The organism is Micromonospora sp. NBC_00898, from assembly GCF_045207895.1.
Classification (GTDB): Bacteria; Actinomycetota; Actinomycetes; order Mycobacteriales; family Micromonosporaceae; genus Micromonospora.
Window position 1 is genome coordinate 5,885,584 of the sequence record NZ_CP108775.1, and the last position, 16,629, is coordinate 5,902,212.

The window sequence follows — 16,629 nt, forward strand, 5'->3', positions numbered from 1 at the left end:
TCAGCGGCCCCCGGAATCGGCGATGGCCGCCTGCATGATCTTGCCGGCGATCCGGGCGGCCTCATGGCTGCCGCCGCTGCCCGCCTGCTCCAGCTCGACACAGACCGCAGAGACCGGGTTCCCGTTCTTGTCCAGCGCGAAGCCGATGAACCAGCCATGGTCGGGCGTGTTCGGCCCGGACTGCGCGGTGCCGGTCTTGCCGCCGACTGTGTAGCCGTTGATGGCGGCCGATTTGCCGGTGCCGTTCTGGACCACGCTGACCATCATGTCCCGCAGGTCGTTCGCGACCTGGCCGCTGACCGGCCGGCGCAGCTCGCGCGGCTTGGCGGTGTAGTAGCTGGTCGTGCGGTCCGGGGCGAGCAACTGCTTGACCAGGTAAGGACGCATCTGGCTGCCGCCGTTGGCGACCGAGGCGGCGACCAGCGCGCCCTGGAGCGGGGTCATCCGTACGTCGCGCTGACCGATGGAGGACTGGGCCAGGGCTGCCGGGTCGGTGGCCCCGCCCGGAGCGGTCATGTCGCCGGTGCGGCTGGCCGCGACGGGCAGGCCGCCCTCGTTGAGCTGCCCGACGGTCAGGTCGCCCTGCTCGAAGCCGAACTGGCGAGCCTTCTCCTTGACCTTGTCCGCGCCCAGCTTCACACCGAGCTGGGCGAAGCCGGTGTTGCAGGACTCGGTGACCGCCTGGATCAGCGTCACCTGGTCCTGCGGGCAGATCGAGTCCGCCGCGTTCTTGATCGGCTGGCCGGACGTCGGCGGGGTCCAGCTCTGCCCGGCCGGAATCCTGGTCTCCTTGCTGAGGCCATTCTCCAGCGCGGCGGCGGCCACCACGATCTTGAAGGTGGAGCCGGGCGGCAGCGTCTCCGACAGGGCCCGGTTGGCCAGCGGCTTGTCCGGGTCCTGCTCCAGCCGGTTGTACGCCGCCGCCGCCTCGTTGGTGTCGTGGCTGGCCAGCGGGCTCGGATCGAAGCTCGGCATCGACACCAGCGCCTGCACCGCCCCGGTCCGGGGGTCGATCGCGATGGCCGCGCCCCGCTTCGCCCCGACCTGGTTGTCCTGGAGCTGCTTGAACGCCGTGTCCTGGGCCCGCTTGGAGAGGGTGAGCAGCACGTTGCCGCCGCCGGTCTCGTCCCCGGTGAACATGTCCTTCACCCGGTTGGCGATCAGCTGGTCGCTGGTGCCGGCGAGGAAGTCGTTCTCGGTGCGCTCGATGCCGGTCTCGGCGAGGTTGACCGGCTTGTAACCGAGCACGTGCGCGTACGTCTCCCCGCCCGGGTAGGTGCGCAGGAACCTCAGCTTGCCGCCGGTCTCCTTGCTCAGGGCGTACGCGGTGCCACCGACCTCGATGTTGCCGCGCTTGCGCTCGTACTCGGCCACCTGGACCCGGCCGTTGTAGTCGCTGTTGCGGTAGGCGTCGGCCTTGTAGGCCTGAATCCAGTTGAGGTTCGCGAAGAGCAGGCCGAAAAGGATCATGACGACCACGCCGACGCGACGCAGGGGTGCGTTCACGGCCGGATCACCTCCGTGGGGGCACCGTGCAGCTGCTCGGGCGGGCCGCCGGACGGGCGGGCCGCCGGGCCGCCGCCGGTGACCGGCCGGCGCGCACCGTCGGACACGCGGAGCAGGACCGCGATGAGCAGCCAGTTCGCCATCAGCGACGAGCCGCCGGCGGAGAGGAACGGGGTGGTCTGGCCGGTCAGCGGGATGAGCTTGCTGATCCCGCCGACGATCACGAAGACCTGCAGGCCCAGGGTGAAGGCGAGACCGCCGGCGAGCAGCTTGCCGAACGAGTCCCGCACCGCCAGCGCCGCCCGCAGGCCCCGCTCGACGACCAGCAGATAGACCACGAGCAGCGCGGAGAGGCCGAAGAGGCCGATCTCCTCACCGATGCCGGCGAAGATGAAGTCGGTCTGCACCTCGGGCAAAAGGGTCGGCTGGCCGCCGCCCGGGCCGGCGCCGAAGAGGCCACCGGTGCCCAGCGTGAGCAGGCCCTGCACCAGCTGGTAGCCCCGGTCGTACGGCTCGGCGAAGGGGTCCAGCCAGATCTGCGCCCGGTCGTAGAAGTTGAGGAACGGACCCCCGACCGTGCTGCCCAGCACGTACGCCAGGTAGGCGCCGCCGAAGAAGAGGATCAGACCGATGAGCAGCCAACTGACCCGTTCGGTGGCGATGTAGAGCGTCACCACGAACATGCCGAAGTAGAGCAGCGAGGTGCCCAGGTCCTTCTCGAAGACCAGCACCAGCAGGCTGATCATCCAGACCACGAGAACCGGGCCGAGGTCCCGCCCGCGCGGGAAGTCGATGCCGAGCACCCGCCGGCTGGCCAGCGACAACACCTCACGCTTGCGGACCAGGTAGTACGCGAAGAAGGCGAGCAGGGCGAGCTTGGCGAATTCACCCGGCTGGATCGAGAAGCCGCCGATCCGGATCCACAGCTTGGCGTTGTTGATCTCGGAGAACCGGGCGGGCAGCACCGCCGGGATCATCACCAGCACGATGCCGGCCAGGCCCAGGGTGTACGCGTACCGGGACAACGAGCGGTGGTCCCGCAAGATCGCCAGCAGGCCGGCGGCGAGGACCACCGCTGCGAGCGTCCAGGCGAGCTGCCGGCCACCCGTACCGGCGAAGATCGCCAGCGTCTCCCGGTCCACCGGGGCCGCCTTGGCCAGGTCGTACCGGCGCAGGAAGCCCACGCCGATGCCGTTGAGCAGGGCGACCGCCGGCAGCAGCGCCGGGTCGGCGAACGGCGCCAGCCACCGGATCACCAGGTGCAGGCCGAGGAAGACCAGCCCCAGCGCGGCGGCCGGCATCCAGAAGTCCGGGGTGACCGTGTCCAGCACGTTCGCCTCGACCGTCGCCGAGTACGCCGCCACCAGGACCATGGCGAGCAGCAGCAGCGACAGCTCGGCGTTGCGCCGGGACCGGGCCAGGCGTACGCCGGGCTGCTCGCCCGTCGAGGCGGGCGAGGCTGCCGGTACGGCGGCTGCGGTCACGGATGAGTCCTCGGTGTCGAGCCGACGCTCACTCCGGCGACCGGCAGCCCGCCGGGTCGGCCGGCGGGAGGGTGTCGGAGGGGACGGCGTCGGGCGTGGTGGTCGGCGCGACTGTGGGGGTGACCGGCGGCCGGCCGGTGGCGCTGACGGCCGGGGCCACCGCCGAGGCGGTGCCGGTCGGCGTCGGCGTGACCGCGCCGGCCGACGGGCTCGGCGGGCAGATCGGCTTGAGGTTCGGGTTCGCCGGGTCGTCGCTGGTCAGCTCGGCCAGCCGACGCTGCGCGTCCGGCTCGCTCTTGGCCTGGATGCCCTGCTTGACCTGCTCCTGCGCGGCGAGCGTGAGGTCGTCCAGCTTGGCGCCGCTGGTGGAGTGCACGCTGGACAGGTCGAGGCCGGCGATCTGGCCGGGCACGCCGCGGAAGACGGCGAGCTGCCCCTCCTCGGTGGCGCCGACGTAGTACTGCCGCTGGGTGTAGCTCCACCCGGCGAACAGGCCGCCGCCGAGGATGACCAGCAGCGCGAGCAGCATCGCCGCGCTGCGCAGCGGGCGGTGCCGGCGCCCTTCCGGCTCGTCGTCCCGGTTGTCCGCCGGCTCCTCGGGGGCCGGTGGGCGCGGGGCGGACAGGGCCGAGGCGCGGGCCGCCGGGGTGGAGACGTCGGCCGAGGTGGCCATGCCCCGGTCCCGGGCCGCGGCGCCGCCGACGATCGGGGACGCCTCGACGATGTCCTGGTCGGTGGCGTCCGCGATGATCACCGTGATGTTGTCCGGACCGCCGCCGCGCAGCGCGAGCTGCACCAGGCGCTCGACGCACTGCTGCGGGTCGGTGTACTCCCGCATGGTGTCGCCGATGGTGTCCGCGCTGACCACGCCGGAGAGCCCGTCGCTGCAGATCAGGTACCGGTCGCCGGGGAGCACCTGGCGGACGCTGTACTCCGGGTCGATGTCGCGGCCGTCCAGCGCGCGGGTGAGCAGCGAGCGCTGGGGGTGGCTGCTCGCCTCCTCGGCGCTGATCCGGCCCTCGTCGACGAGCATCTGGACGTACGTGTCGTCCTTGGTGATCTGCGCGAACTCGCCGTTGCGCAGAAGGTAGGCCCGCGAGTCACCGATGTGGACCATGCCGAGCTTGCTGCCCGAGAAGAGGGTGGCGGTGAGCGTGGTGCCCATCCCCTCCAGCTGCGGGTTGGCGTCCACGGTGTCGCGGAGTTGTTGGTTGGCGGTGCCCACGGCCGAACGCAACGCGTCGACGAGGGCGTCACCTGGGACGTCCTCGTCGAGGGGCGCCATGGCACCGATGACGATGTTGCTGGCGACGTCACCGGCGGCCATACCGCCCATGCCGTCGGCGACGGCGAGGAGCCGCGGCCCGGCGTAGACGGAATCCTGGTTACCGTCTCGGATCAGACCGCGGTCGCTGTGGGCCGCATAGCGCAGGGTCAGAGTCATGGCCGTAATTCGAGAGAAGTGCGGCCGATCCGGATCGGCACGCCGAGGGGGACGGGGGTTGGTCCGGTGACCTTAGCGCGATCCAGATAGGTGCCGTTAGTCGAGCCGAGATCCTCGACGAACCACTGCCCGTCGCGCGGCATGAGCCGGGCGTGCCGCGCGGACGCGTAGTCGTCGGTGATCACCAGCGTGGAGTCCTCGGCGCGCCCGATGGTGATCTGGGCCTCACCGAGGGTGATCCGGGTGCCGGCCAGCTGGCCGGCGGTGACGATCAGCTGGTGGGCGGCCCTGCCCCGCTTCACCTTCGCCGGCTTCGCCGCCTGCCCGGTCGAGGCGCCGACCGCGCGCGGCGCGGCCACCAACCGACCCGACCGGGCCCCGGCGAACAGGTCCCGGCGGATGACGCCGACCACCGTGAAGACGAAGATCCACAGCAGGATGAGGAACCCGAACCGGGCGACGGTGATGACGAGTTCCGGCAAGGCGGGTCAGCCGTCCACGCGGAAGGTCAGGGTGGTCGTGCCAAGCTGGATCATGTCGCCGGGGTTGAGGGCGACGGCGGAGACGCGCTGGCCGTTGACCATCGTGCCGTTGGTGGAACCGAGGTCGGTCAGCACGACCTGGCCGCCGTCGAAGTCCAGCCGGGCGTGTCGCCGGGAGATCCCGACGTCGGGCAGGCGCAGGTTGGCCTGGTCACCGCGGCCGATCACCGTCGAACCCATCTGGAGCGGGTAGGTGCGACCGTCGCCGGAGACCAGCCGCACGTTGCGACCGCCGCCCTGGCCGGGCGGGGGGCCGTAGCCGCCGCCCTGGTCGTACGCCGGGTACGCCGGCGGGCCGGCGTCGTAGCCGCCGGGCGCGGAGACCGGGGCGACGTCGCCGCCGGTGTAGACCTCGGCGGTGACCCGGAACATGCCGGTGTCCAGCCCCTCGCCGCGCTCGATCTCGACGATCACGTCGCCGTAGACCGTCCAGGCCTGCTCGCCGATGAACTCCGCCTGCGACTGGGCCAGCTCCTGGGCCAGTGCGGCGGCGTACGGCGCCAGCCTGCTGTGGTCGTACGGCGAGAGATCGATCACGTAGCGGTTGGGCACCAACGTGCGCCCACCGGCCAGGATCGCCTTGTGCGCCTCGGCCTCCCGCTGCATGGCGTTGAGGATCTCCACGGGGTGGACAACCCCCTTGAAGACCTTGGCGAAGGCTCCCTCTACCAGGCCTTCCAGACGCTTCTCGAAGCGTTGCAGCACGCTCACCGGCTCCTCCTCGGGTCCCGAGGCAATGATGGTATCTGGACACCGCCCTCGCAGCTCACATGCCGCTCGGCCGGCCGCCGGCGGTCCGTTCGAACGGACCCCTCGGGTCGTGCTACAGTTTCGTCCGCCACGAGCGGTGATCGCTCGTGGCGATGACCGGTGACAGCGTAATATGTCCGGGCACCCGCCGCAGGATGCGGGACCGCGATGGGATACGGTGTTGCAGGTCAAGCCACGGGGAAGTGGCGGAATGGCAGACGCGCACGGTTCAGGTCCGTGTGTCCGAAAGGACGTGGGGGTTCAACTCCCCCCTTCCCCACCATCACGAGGGCTTCGCAACTTGCGGGGCCCTCGCGTCGTATCGGGGCGTGCCGGACGTCACGCTATGCTCCGATGGTTTCCCTGCCTCCTACTGACCAGGAGTGGCGTGTGACTGTCGCGTTGGTGACCGGCTCGGGCGGTCTGATCGGCTCCGAGGCGGTCCGGCACTTCGCCGGCCTGGGGCTCGACGTGGTCGGCATCGACAACGACATGCGGCAGGAGTTCTTCGGCGCCGAGGCGTCGACCGCCTGGAACGTCCGCCGGTTGACCGACGAGCTGGGTGCCGCCTACTCGCACCACAGCATCGACATCCGGGACCGGGACGCGCTGACGAAGCTCTTCGCCCGCTACGGCCGCGACATCGCCGTGGTGATCCACACCGCCGCGCAGCCGTCGCACGACTGGGCCGTCCGCGACCCGTTCACCGACTTCGACGTCAACGCCGGCGGCACCCTCAACGTGCTGCAGAACGTCCGCGAGCACTGCATCGAGGCGCCGGTGATCCACTGCTCGACCAACAAGGTCTACGGCGACCGGCCGAACAGCCTCCCCCTGGTGGAGCTGGAGACGCGCTGGGAGATCGAGCCGGGGCACCCGTACGAGCAGGGCATCCGCGAGGACATGTCGATCGACGCCTGCCTGCACTCGGTCTTCGGCGCCTCCAAGGTCGCCGCCGACGTGATGGTGCAGGAGTACGGCCGCTACTTCGGCATGAAGACCGCCTGCTTCCGGGGCGGCACGCTGACCGGCCCGGCGCACTCGGCCACCGAGCTGCACGGCTTCCTCGGCTACGTGATGCGGGCGAACATGGAGCGCCGGACGTACAAGATCTTCGGCTACCAGGGCAAGCAGGTCCGCGATGCTATCCACAGCTCGGACGTGGTCTCCGCGTTCGAGGCGTTCTTCCGCAACCCGCGCTCCGCGGCGGTCTACAACCTGGGCGGCGGCCGGCACTCCAACACCTCCAACCGGGAGGCGTTCGCGCTGGCCGAGCAGATCACCGGCCAGGAGATGATCACCGAGTACGTCGATGCGAACCGGATCGGCGACCACAAGTGGTGGATCGGCTCGAACGAGGCGTTCCAGGCCGACTACCCGGACTGGAAGCAGGTCTACGACGTGCCGATGATCGCGCGCGAGATCTACGAGGCCAACGTGGACAAGTGGGTGCCGCAGGCATGACCACCGGCACCAAGCGGAACGTGCTCGGCGTGCTGGTCGACGCCACCGACTACGCCGCGGCCACCGAGGCGGTCGTCACCGCGGCGCGGGAGCGCCGCCCGCTGGCGCTGACCGCGCTGGCCGTGCACGGCGTGATGACCGGGGTGCTCGACCCGGCGCACAACGCCCGGCTCAACTCGTTCGACGTGGTCACCCCCGACGGCCAGCCGGTCCGCTGGGCGCTCAACCTGCTGCACGGCGCGGCCCTCACCGACCGGGTGTACGGCCCGGAGCTCACCCTCCGGGTGCTCGCCCGCTGCGCTGACGAAGGGCTGCCGGTCTACCTGTACGGCTCCACCGAGGAGACCCTGGCCCGGCTGATCCCGGCGCTGGAGGAGAAGTTCCCGGCGCTGAAGATCGCCGGCGTCGAGCCGTCGAAGTTCCGCCAGGCGCAGCCCGGCGAGGACGCCGAGATCGCCGACCGGATCCGGGCCAGCGGTGCCCGGCTCGTCCTGGTCGGGCTGGGCTGCCCCCGGCAGGAGGTCTTCGCGTACGCGATGCGGCCGCTGCTGGACATGCCGCTGATGGCGGTCGGCGCGGCCTTCGACTACCACGCCGGCCTGCTGCGCAACCCGCCGCCGTGGATGCAGCGCGCCGGGCTGGAGTGGTTCTGGCGGCTCGGCCTGGAGCCGATGCGGCTCTGGCGTCGGTACGTCATCCTCAACCCGGCCTACCTGGCCCGCCTGGCCGCGCAGAAGACCGGCCTGTGGAAGGCCACCCCGCCGCCGCCGGCCACCGACCGCCCGGCCAGCTTCGCCGTCTGATCCCCGGCACGACGTGCGGCGGTCACCCGTGGGGGTGACCGCCGGACGCCGGTGGGAAGGTTGGCTTCGGACCGCTCGCGCGGTGTCGAGATGAGGCTAGGCCGGAAGCCAGGTCGGCGGGAACATGCCGAATCCGCAATAGCACCGGTGGGATGCCCCCTACGGGACGACATACGGGGCGGACCGGGGGTGGGCCTGGATTCGGTGGACGTCGAACTGGGCCAGGCTGACGGCATGGCTGACCATCTCATCGTGCTGCTCCCGGTCGCCGCCGTCTGGGTGGCCGCCGGCGTCGTCGCGGACGGACTGCCCCGGCTGGACCGCGCCCGCGCGCTCCGCCGGCGTACCGGATGGTTGTCCGCCCTGACCCTGACCGGCCTGGCGCTGACGACCACGGTGCTGCTCGCGGGCCTGCAGAGCGCGGGCGACACGCGGCTCGACCGGGCCGGCGCCGGTCTCGCTCTCGCGGCGGCCCCGGCGCTGGTGGTCGCGGTCTGCACAGTCCGGCGGGTCCGGCGGTTGCGGGCCGGCGCGGGGGCGTTCGCCCGGGCGCCGGAGACCCCCGCCCCGCACGGCCTGCGGGCCGCCGCGGCGCACCCGCTGGTCGGGCTGCCGCTGCAGGTCACCGCCCTGGCGACCGTCCCGGCGGTGGTCTCGGCCGCGGGCCTGGACCTCTTCACCGGCGCTGGCCCGACCGGCGCCGCCGTCACCGTCGGCACGCTGGGGATCGCCGCGATCGGGGTACGCCACGCGCTGCGGCACAACCGGCTCGCCGAGCGGGCGATGCCGGCGGCCGTCGCCTCACCGCGAGCGGCCGGCCCCCTGCACGTATAGCAGTTCGAGGATCGCCCGGGTCGCCTCGAACCAGCGGTCCAGCCAGCCGGGCGGCGGGACGCTGCCCTTCGGGGGCAGCTCCATCAGCAGCCCGCGCAGCAGGGGGTGGTCCACCAGGGACTCGGCGGGCTCCGGCGGCCAGCCGGTGGGCGGGAACGACGGCTCGGTGAGCGGGTTCGGGTCCAGCGACGGCAGGGACAGCGGCGGGCCGGCCTGCTCCGGTGGCGCGGCGTCCCGGCCGCCCAGGTCGTTGTCGGCGGAGACCACCTCGGTGAGCACGGTGTCCCGGCGCGCCCCGCGGTACTTGCCGCCGAACCGCTCCGGCTTGCCCGGGCCGTTGCCGAGATTCTCTGAACCGATCGTCGTCATCCGTCTCGCCTGCCTCGCTCGGTTGCCGATCCGTGCGGTTCAACGAGGCGGAGCGGCTGTGGCGACGGGTGAGCCGCGCCGGCGGCGTGCACGGCGCCTGAATGGACGGAATGGTCCCGCCCGGCGACGTCGCCGGGCGGGACCACGCTTTCCAAGTCGGGGTCGCCGGGTCAGGCCCGGGCGAACACACCGTCCCTGGCACCCGTGACGAAGGCGTGCCAGTCACCAGGGGCGAAGACCAGGGCTGGGCCCGTCTTGTCCTTCGAGTCCCGGACGCCGACCACCCCGGTCACGTACGCGACCTCCACGCAGTTGTCACAGTTCGGACCGCTCTTCGAGCTCTTGAACCAGGTCGCCTGCGTCAGGTCCACGGGGAACTCCTTGGTCGCCATTTCCACAGTGGCTCCTCTGCCAGTTTTGCGATGTGTGCGATGGATTCCTCCGGGCGGATGGCCGCTGCTCGGATGTGATCGAAGATGAAGCTGTACTTCTGCAGTTCGTCGCTCTTCTCCAGGAAGAGCCCACCCGTGGCGTTCTCCGCGTACACGACATCGGGATCACTCGGTTCGGGGAAGCTGAGGATCGTGAAGGTCCCGTCCATGCCGGCGTGCGCGCCCACCTCGAAGGGCAGGACCTGCAACGTCACGTTCGGCAGTTCGGCCACCTCCACCAGCCGCTTGAGCTGGCCACGCATCACCGCGTCGCCGCCCACCGGCCGGCTCAGCACCGCCTCATCGAGCACCACCCACAGATCGACCGGATCGTCCTGGGTCAACAACGACTGACGACCCAGACGGACACGCACCCGCTGGTGGACCTGGTCGGCGGTGAAGTCGGGCCGGGCGGCCCGGATCATCGCCCCCGCGTACTCCTCGGTCTCCAGCAGGCCCGGCACCACCTGTTGCTCGTACGCCCGGATCGAGCTGGCCGCCGCCTCCAGCCCCACGTACGCCCCGACCAGCACCGTGCTGTACGGGTGCCACCAGCCCTTCTGCCGGGCCTCCCGGGCGATCTGCACCAGCTCGTCGCTCTCGGCGCCGACCACCCCGTAGATCCGGAGCATGTCCCGCACATCGCGCGGGGTGGCGGTGGTGTGGCCGGTCTCGATCCGGGAGATCTTGGAGGCCGAGCACTCGAGCTGCTCGGCGACCGTCTCGATGGTGATGCCGACGGACTCCCGCTGGCGGCGGAGTTCCGCCCCCAGGCGACGACGCCGGATGGTGGGGCTGCGCCGCTCGCTCACGACGCCGCTCCGCGGGTCGTGGTGCGGGAACCCCGGCCCCTCGCGCTCACCCGGCCACCTCCGGTCGATCACGCCCGGTTCGACCCCCGCCGGGGGCGCGACCGTGGTACGGCGGGCGATCGTTCGCGGCAGGGGTGGTGCCGGTCATCGACCGGCCGCGACGGGCGAAACCGGCGTCCAGTGTGCCGCCCCGATGGCGAGGTCATCAAGCATGTCGTTCACGTGTCCTGCTCCCGTATCGGCAAAAGTCGCGGTGCAACTTGCATGAAGCACGCCGCTGATGCACTCTGTCGGTATGGCACGGGTTACTCACCGTCTCCGCTTGATCTCCCGGCGTGGTGCTCCCACCGGTCGGCGGTCGAGGGAGCGTGAGCCGGCCCGAGCTGGCGTGATGAGACCTGCCCCGGGGGTGAGGACCCCGCCGCTGCACGCCCGACGGCTGCGGCGGCGGGAGCGGTACCGGGAGCAGCCGGGTGATGGTCGGGTGGCGGCGCGCCACCGCGGGTACGGCCCGACCAGCACCGAAACCTGATCAGCCGGTCCACGAGGCACGACCCCGACACCGGGCCCGAACTTTCCCCCGATCAGCCTCCGCCGGCTCGCCCGCCGGCCGACCCTCCCCAGGAGCCGATGTGCTTCCCCGCTCCGGTGACGTACTGCACGTGACTCGCGCGGCGAGTGTCCAGTTCCTTCGACCCATCATGTTCCGGGTGATCAGGGTGCTCGACTGGCCCACCTACGACGGCTGGCTGTGGCTCGACGGCTACGAGTTGAACGCGGCGGGGGACGCGGTCAACCGGCGGTCGATCTTCGTGCAGTCCTCCGGGCTGATGCAAACCGAGGTCGCGCCGGTGCCCCGCCCGCACACCGTACGCACCCGGCGGCCGGTCGCCCGGACCCCGGTTCGGGTGGGCTGACACCGCGATTGCCAGGTCGGGCGGCGTGCCGCCGCCATAGAATCGGTACGCCCACCCCGGCGAAGTCTCCACCCCGCGCGTCCCGGACCCTGAACCTGGGATGGCCATGGTCAATCTGCCCGCCGCGCGGCGGCACCACCGGTCCCGTGTCGGTTACGCCTTCGGGCTCCTCGCGCTCCTCGGCGCCGCGACCGCACTCGCGGTCGCGGTCAACCACCCCGCCCTCTCCTCCACCCAGCAGCTGACCGAGCCCGTACCGGCGCCGGAGATCACCGTGGTCGGGGAGGGCTCCGCACCGCCCGACGAGCCGGACGAGCCGGGCTGGGTCGGTCGGCCGGGGGCCGGCGCCCTGGGCGTGCCGCCGGGCACCGGTGCGGACCAGGCCGGCGGTGGGGCCGGGCAGGGCGCGGTGGCCGAGGGAGCGACGGGCTCGACCGGCGTACGGACGACGGACGACCTCAGCCGGTCGCTGTTCTACTCCGGACTCCTCGGGCTCGCCATCTCGCTGGCCGGGCTCGGCCTGGTCGGCACCAGACGACGGCAGTGGTGAGGGTCAGGGCGTGGCGCTGGCCGAGGGGGCGGGCGTGGGAGTGCCGGCGCCGGTCGTCGGGGCCGCGGCCTCGGCGACCACGACGGTGACGTGGTCGCCCTCGGCCACCGGCGCGCCGGCGGGCGGGTCGGTCTCGATCACCGTGCCGGCCGTCCGGTCCGACGGCCGGGTCACCACCCGGTAGTCCACGCCCAGCCGGTCGAGGGCCGCCCGGGCGGCCGCCTCCGGGAGTCCCACCAGCAGCGGCATCGGCACCTGGGCCGTCGCCGTGGTGGTGGGCGGGCTGGTCGGCGGCTCGGTGCTCGGCGCCGCCGAGGTCGGCGCGGCGGTAGTCGCCGGCGCGGTGGTCGGCCCGGGCGTGAGCGACGGGGAGGGCTCGGGACCCCGGTCCGCGGCCCGCAGCGCCAGCCAGACGCCCACCCCGATCAACGCGATCAGCAACAGCGCGAGGATGCCCAGCAGGATCGGCATCCACCAGCGCCGGCCGGCCTGCTCCTCGGTGTACCACTCGGTGCTTGCCTCCTGGTAGCCCACCGGTCGGGGCGGTGGCACCCCGGCCCGCCCCGACCAGGCGGCCGGCAGGGGCGCGGTCCGGTCGACGGGCTGCTGCCGCGCGGTCGCGGCCTCCCCGGACTCCGGCCGCTCCGCGGCCCCACCCGCCCGGGCCGTCCGGCCGGTCGCGTCGCCGGTCGGCGGCATCCTCCGCGTGGCGTCGGCGTCGTCCGCGCCACCGTCCCGCGGCAGCGCGCGGGTGGCGTCGGCGTCGTCGCCCCGGTTCGGTGGCAGCGCGCGGGTGGCGTCGGCGTCGTCCCCGGCGGGTGGTTCCAGGCGGTCGTCGCTCATGGCACGTCCTTTCCCCACCGGGGCGGGCGCCCTGGCCCTCGATCATCCAAGTTAGCGGTCCGGACGGCCATCGGCGGGGATCAGCGCGGCGAGCCGTCGATCAGGGGGTCGGTGCCGGACTGGCGGGCGGGCTCGACGGCGGGTCGCCGCAGACGAGGGTGACCGGGTCGTTCCACCGGGCCCGGGTGCCGGCGACCGGAGCCTGCGCGGTGACGCTGCCGCGCCGACCGGTGCGGTAGCGCGGGTAGAGGCCCGCCTCGACCAGGTCGTCGGCGGCGGCTGCGCAGTCGTCGCCGACCAGGTCCGGTACGGCCAGAGCCGGTGCCGGGCCGGCCACCCACAGGGTGACGGTGACGCCCCGCCGCACCGGCGTACCGGGCTCCGGGGAGGTGCGCTCGACGTTCCGGCCGGCGCCCGCGCCGAAGACCAGCCGCCAGCCGAGCTTCCGCTCGTGCAACTGCCGGCGGGCGTCCTCGAAATCAACGCCGACCAACTCCGGCACCGTCAGCCCGGCTGGGGTGGCCCGCGCGGTCGTCCGGGTCACCGGGGGCGTGGTGCGGGGCGCGTCGGTGGGCGGCGTCGCCTCGGTCGGGGCCGGCACGGTGGTCACCGCCGCGACCGGCCGGTCGCTCGCACCGGAGTCGCCGCCGGCGAGGATCCAGCCGCCGCTGGCGCCGATCACGGCCAGCAGCGCCACCGCGAGGCCACCGCCGAGCAGCAACCTGGCCCGGTCCGGCCCCGGGTCAGCCTGCCCGGGTGAGGTCTGCCGCTCCGGGTACCCGTCCGTCATCGCGTCCACCGCCTCATCAGGGGCGACCGTAGCCGCCGCCACCAAACCCCCGGCCGCGGCCGGTCCCGGCTGCCCGCCACGACTCGCCGAGCCGACCCTGGGACGCTACGCTCCCGGGCATGGCCAGACGGGGCTGGGGAGGATCGGTCGCTACCGCGATCGGCGTCGCTGCCGGTGCGGGCGCGGCGCAGCTGGGCTTCGGCTACGGCCTGGGCATCATCGACTGGACGCCAGCCGAGGCCGCGACGGTCGAGGCGGCGTGGGTGGCGAGCCTCGCCTGGGCCACCTGGATCTCCGCCACCTCCGTGGTCGCGGGCGCGGTCTGCGCCCAGCGGCTGCGGGAACGGGGCGGCGAGGACGAGGAGCCGGGCGGGACGCTGCGGAAGGTCACCCTGGCCGTCGCCGGGGCGGTCGGCGCGCTGATCACGGTGCTCCTGGTCGCCGTACCGGCCCGCGCGGCGCGGGTGCCGGACACCTTCTCCCCGCAGACCGTCGCCGCGGGCTACGCCGCCGTCGGACTGCTGGTCGGCGTGGTGGTGGCGACCTGGGCGCTGCACTCCCGGGCGGCCGCCACCAACCTGATCGCCACGACCGCGTGGCTCTGGCTGCTCGCCGTCGTCTCGGTGGTCGACAGCGTGCTCGCCGGGCGGGGCCTGGCCAGCGCGCAGCTCGGCATCTGGCAGATCAGCGCGGACAGCGAACGGTTCTGGATCCGGGACTACTTCTACTGGCCGGGGGCGCTCCTCGCGATGGGCTCCGCGCTGGTGATCGGCGCGCTGGCCGCTCGGCGTACCGCGCGGCTGCCGGAGCGGCGCATCGGGGCGGCGGCGTCCGGCGCGGCCGGCCCGCTGCTCGTGGCGGTGGCGTACCTGCTGGCCGTGCCGAGGCTCGCCGCGTTCGCCGCCGAGCAGGTCTCGGCGCACCTGATCGCCCCGTACGCGGTGATCGCCGGGGTGGGCGGCTCGGTGCTGGTGGCCGCGCTCGCCCAGCGGTCCGAGCGCCGCGACGCCGCACCGACCGGGGTGGCCCTGCCACGGCAGCGCACCGCCGGGCCGGACGACCTCTCGACCGGCACCGGCCGGGAGGACCTCGACCTGCCACTGGGCGCGGCGTCGACGACGTCCGACGCGGCGACGGGCACCGGAGAGCCGGCGCCGGAGGCGGACCCGGCGTCCGGGGTGGACACCGGGACACCTGGCTCTTCGGCGGCACCATCCGGGACAACGACCGCCGGACCGAGCATCCCCTCCCCTCGGAAGGCGACGGACGTCCCGCCGGCGTCGGTGGAGGCCACCGGACCCGACGAGCCGGAGAGCGGCCCGGCGACCAGGCCGAGCACCGGCCCGAAGACCCGACCCGGCCGCCGCGCCCGCTGATCCCGCCGAGCGGCTGGTCGTACCGCCGGGGGAGCCGGCGTGGCGCGGACCCGGCGGGTCAGTCGATCGGCCAGGTGTGCACCGGCTCGTTGCCGCGTTGCAGCTCGGCGTAGCGCTGGAGCATGTGGTGCAGCGCGGCGTCCCGGTCCATGCCACGGTGCCGCTCGGCCGCCCAGACGGTCTCGGTCTGCCAGACCGCGCCGTTGCGACCGGTACGGCAACGTTGCTCGATGACGCCGAGCAGCCGGTCCCGCTCGGCCGGGCCGACGCCGAACCGGTCCAGCCCCTGGGCGGCCTTCGGCAGCAGGACGTCGAGCACCAGCTTGGCCACCGGGACCTCGCCCAGCCGGGGCCAGTGCAGCACGGCGTCCAGGCCACGGCGGGCGGCGGCGTGGAAGTTCTCCTCGGCGGAGCTGAAGGTGAGCTGGCTCCAGATCGGCCGGTCCGACTCGGCCAGCCCGCGGGCCAGCCCGAAGTAGAAGGCGGCGTTGGCGAGCATGTCCACCACGGTCGGACCGGCCGGCAGTACCCGGTTCTCCACCCGAAGGTGCGGGCGGCCGTTCATGATGTCGTAGACCGGCCGGTTCCAGCGGTAGACGGTCCCGTTGTGCAGCCGCAGCTCGCTCAGCTCGGGCACCCCGCCGGCGTGCAGCACCTCGACCGGGTCCTCGTCCTCGCAGATCGGCAGCAGCGGCGGGAAGTACCGGACGTTCTCCTCGAAGAGGTCGAAGATCGAGGTGATCCAGCGTTCGCCGAACCAGACCCGGGGGCGTACGCCCTGGGCCTTGAGCTCGTCCGGGCGGGTGTCGGTGGCCTGCTCGAAGAGGGCGATCCTGGTCTCCGCCCAAAGCTGCCGGCCGTAGAGGAACGGCGAGTTGGCGCCGACCGCGACCTGGACGCCGGCGATGGCCTGGGAGGCGTTCCAGTAGTCGGCGAAGCTGTCCGGCGCCACCTGGAGGTGGAACTGGAGGCTCGTGCAGGCCGACTCGGGGGCGATCGAGTCGGTGTGCGTCTGCAGTCGCTCGACCCCGCGGATGTCCAGTTCGATGTCCTCGCCCCGGGCGCCGACGATCTGATCGTTGAGCACCCGGTAGCGCTCGTTGGTGGAGAGGTTGTCGGCGACCAGGTGGCGTTCGGTGAGGGTGGGCAGGATGCCGACCATGACGATCCTGGCGTCCGACTTGGCGGCCCGCTCGTCGGCGCGGCTGAGGCTGCTACGCAGGTCCTGCTCGTAGTCGCCGAAGCCGGTGCCCTCGATGAGCCGGGGCGACGCGTTCAGCTCCAGGTTGAACTGCCCCAGCTCGGTCTGGAAGAGCGGGTCCGCGATGTCGGCGAGGATCTGGTCGTTGCGCATGGCCGGCTCGGCGGCCGGGTCGACCAGGTTGAGCTCGATCTCCAGTCCGGTCATCGGGCGGTCGGCGTCGAACCCGAAATCGTCCAGCATCAGCGCGAAGACGTCCAGGCACCGCCGGACCTTGTGCCGGTAGCGGACCCGGTCCTCCCGGGAGAAGGCGCCCTGCTCGACGTCCCTGCCCATGTGTCCTCCCGGCGCGCGGCGCAACGGAACCGTACCGTTCCGGAGCGCGTTGTGAACATCCACGGTAAGAGCGTCCGGGTGTCCGAACCAGGGGTCCGGCCCCGCAGTGCGCTCCCGGCGGCATCTCTACCCAGCGGAAGTCCGGACCACCGGTGGCCGGCGCGGCGGGAGTCGTGA

At 72.8% G+C, this 16,629-nt stretch carries 17 protein-coding genes and 1 tRNA gene; 7 read left to right on the forward strand and 11 right to left on the reverse strand.

Features of this window, described 5'->3' with window-relative positions:
• The 5 genes from OG799_RS28605 to OG799_RS28625 are packed head-to-tail and all read right to left on the reverse strand — an operon-like array spanning window position 1 to window position 5,714.
• Window positions 1-1,506, reverse strand: a complete 1,506-nt coding sequence (locus OG799_RS28605; RefSeq protein WP_406039351.1) for a peptidoglycan D,D-transpeptidase FtsI family protein — start codon at window positions 1,504-1,506, stop codon at window positions 1-3.
• The gene (locus OG799_RS28610; RefSeq protein WP_406039353.1) at window positions 1,503-2,990 is read right to left on the reverse strand and encodes an FtsW/RodA/SpoVE family cell cycle protein; all 1,488 of its coding nucleotides are present in this window, start codon (window positions 2,988-2,990) and stop codon (window positions 1,503-1,505) included. Before OG799_RS28610 ends, OG799_RS28605 begins: the two co-directional genes overlap by 4 nt.
• A gap of 28 nt (window positions 2,991-3,018) precedes the next feature.
• Complete coding sequence (locus tag OG799_RS28615) at window positions 3,019-4,434, reverse strand: PP2C family protein-serine/threonine phosphatase (RefSeq protein ID WP_406039355.1); 1,416 nt, start codon at window positions 4,432-4,434, stop codon at window positions 3,019-3,021.
• The gene (locus tag OG799_RS28620) at window positions 4,431-4,916 is read right to left on the reverse strand and encodes an FHA domain-containing protein (RefSeq protein WP_406039357.1); all 486 of its coding nucleotides are present in this window, start codon (window positions 4,914-4,916) and stop codon (window positions 4,431-4,433) included. Before OG799_RS28620 ends, OG799_RS28615 begins: the two co-directional genes overlap by 4 nt.
• A gap of 6 nt (window positions 4,917-4,922) precedes the next feature.
• A complete protein-coding gene (locus OG799_RS28625; RefSeq protein ID WP_200208939.1) occupies window positions 4,923-5,714 on the reverse strand; it encodes a DUF3662 and FHA domain-containing protein in 792 nt (263 codons plus the stop codon).
• Window positions 5,715-5,923: 209 nt separating this feature from the next.
• On the opposite strand from OG799_RS28625, the gene OG799_RS28630 reads away from it, so the two are divergent.
• The 4 genes from OG799_RS28630 to OG799_RS28645 all read left to right on the forward strand — a co-directional run bounded on the left by OG799_RS28630 (window position 5,924) and on the right by OG799_RS28645 (window position 8,827).
• A tRNA-Leu gene (locus OG799_RS28630) sits at window positions 5,924-6,009 on the forward strand.
• A 107-nt stretch (window positions 6,010-6,116) separates the two neighbouring features.
• Window positions 6,117-7,190, forward strand: coding sequence for an NAD-dependent epimerase/dehydratase family protein (locus OG799_RS28635; RefSeq protein ID WP_406039359.1), 1,074 nt, complete (start codon window positions 6,117-6,119; stop codon window positions 7,188-7,190).
• A complete protein-coding gene (locus OG799_RS28640; protein ID WP_406039361.1) occupies window positions 7,187-7,993 on the forward strand; it encodes a WecB/TagA/CpsF family glycosyltransferase in 807 nt (268 codons plus the stop codon). Before OG799_RS28635 ends, OG799_RS28640 begins: the two co-directional genes overlap by 4 nt.
• 234 nt (window positions 7,994-8,227) lie before the next feature.
• Entirely contained in the window at window positions 8,228-8,827 is a 600-nt protein-coding gene (locus OG799_RS28645) for a hypothetical protein (RefSeq protein ID WP_406039363.1), read from the forward strand.
• On the opposite strand, the gene OG799_RS28650 is transcribed toward OG799_RS28645, so the two are convergent.
• From OG799_RS28650 to OG799_RS28660, 3 genes are all read right to left on the reverse strand, one after another.
• Window positions 8,795-9,196, reverse strand: coding sequence for a hypothetical protein (locus OG799_RS28650; RefSeq protein ID WP_406039365.1), 402 nt, complete (start codon window positions 9,194-9,196; stop codon window positions 8,795-8,797). The genes OG799_RS28645 and OG799_RS28650 overlap by 33 nt on opposite strands.
• A 170-nt stretch (window positions 9,197-9,366) precedes the next feature.
• On the reverse strand, window positions 9,367-9,588 hold the full coding sequence (locus tag OG799_RS28655; protein WP_406039367.1) for a DUF397 domain-containing protein: 222 nt from the start codon (window positions 9,586-9,588) through the stop codon (window positions 9,367-9,369).
• On the reverse strand, window positions 9,558-10,439 hold the full coding sequence (locus OG799_RS28660) for a helix-turn-helix domain-containing protein (RefSeq protein ID WP_406039369.1): 882 nt from the start codon (window positions 10,437-10,439) through the stop codon (window positions 9,558-9,560). The genes OG799_RS28655 and OG799_RS28660 overlap by 31 nt, the downstream gene beginning before the upstream one ends.
• 632 nt (window positions 10,440-11,071) lie before the next feature.
• Here OG799_RS28660 and OG799_RS28665 point away from each other — a divergent pair.
• Window positions 11,072-11,356, forward strand: coding sequence for a hypothetical protein (locus OG799_RS28665; protein ID WP_406039371.1), 285 nt, complete (start codon window positions 11,072-11,074; stop codon window positions 11,354-11,356).
• A gap of 100 nt (window positions 11,357-11,456) precedes the next feature.
• On the forward strand, window positions 11,457-11,906 hold the full coding sequence (locus OG799_RS28670; RefSeq protein ID WP_406039373.1) for a hypothetical protein: 450 nt from the start codon (window positions 11,457-11,459) through the stop codon (window positions 11,904-11,906).
• 3 nt (window positions 11,907-11,909) lie between these two features.
• Here OG799_RS28670 and OG799_RS28675 read toward each other — a convergent pair whose 3' ends face one another.
• Both OG799_RS28675 and OG799_RS28680 read right to left on the reverse strand, forming a co-directional pair.
• Entirely contained in the window at window positions 11,910-12,749 is an 840-nt protein-coding gene (locus OG799_RS28675; RefSeq protein WP_406039375.1) for a PASTA domain-containing protein, read from the reverse strand.
• Window positions 12,750-12,849: 100 nt separating this feature from the next.
• Window positions 12,850-13,539 carry a PASTA domain-containing protein gene (locus tag OG799_RS28680; protein WP_406039377.1) on the reverse strand — a complete coding sequence of 230 codons (690 nt, stop codon included), beginning with the start codon at window positions 13,537-13,539 and terminating at the stop codon, window positions 12,850-12,852.
• Window positions 13,540-13,658: 119 nt separating this feature from the next.
• Here OG799_RS28680 and OG799_RS28685 point away from each other — a divergent pair, with 119 nt between their 5' ends.
• Window positions 13,659-14,915, forward strand: a complete 1,257-nt coding sequence (locus OG799_RS28685; protein WP_406039379.1) for a hypothetical protein — start codon at window positions 13,659-13,661, stop codon at window positions 14,913-14,915.
• A gap of 58 nt (window positions 14,916-14,973) precedes the next feature.
• Here OG799_RS28685 and OG799_RS28690 read toward each other — a convergent pair whose 3' ends face one another.
• A complete protein-coding gene (locus OG799_RS28690) occupies window positions 14,974-16,452 on the reverse strand; it encodes a glutamate--cysteine ligase (RefSeq protein WP_406039381.1) in 1,479 nt (492 codons plus the stop codon).
• Window positions 16,453-16,629: the final 177 nt, after the last annotated feature.

Bases quoted from the DNA above. Each gene is read 5' to 3' on its own strand.
- OG799_RS28615 (WP_406039355.1), bottom strand. From the start codon at position 4,434: ATGACTCTGACCCTGCGCTATGCGGCCCACAGCGACCGCGGTCTGATC.
- OG799_RS28640 (WP_406039361.1), top strand. From the start codon at position 7,187: ATGACCACCGGCACCAAGCGGAACGTGCTCGGCGTGCTGGTCGACGCC.
- OG799_RS28645 (WP_406039363.1), top strand. From the start codon at position 8,228: ATGGCTGACCATCTCATCGTGCTGCTCCCGGTCGCCGCCGTCTGGGTG.
- OG799_RS28650 (WP_406039365.1), bottom strand. From the start codon at position 9,196: ATGACGACGATCGGTTCAGAGAATCTCGGCAACGGCCCGGGCAAGCCG.
- OG799_RS28655 (WP_406039367.1), bottom strand. From the start codon at position 9,588: ATGGCGACCAAGGAGTTCCCCGTGGACCTGACGCAGGCGACCTGGTTC.
- OG799_RS28670 (WP_406039373.1), top strand. From the start codon at position 11,457: ATGGCCATGGTCAATCTGCCCGCCGCGCGGCGGCACCACCGGTCCCGT.
- OG799_RS28675 (WP_406039375.1), bottom strand. From the start codon at position 12,749: ATGAGCGACGACCGCCTGGAACCACCCGCCGGGGACGACGCCGACGCC.
- OG799_RS28680 (WP_406039377.1), bottom strand. From the start codon at position 13,539: ATGACGGACGGGTACCCGGAGCGGCAGACCTCACCCGGGCAGGCTGAC.
- OG799_RS28685 (WP_406039379.1), top strand. From the start codon at position 13,659: ATGGCCAGACGGGGCTGGGGAGGATCGGTCGCTACCGCGATCGGCGTC.
- OG799_RS28690 (WP_406039381.1), bottom strand. From the start codon at position 16,452: ATGGGCAGGGACGTCGAGCAGGGCGCCTTCTCCCGGGAGGACCGGGTC.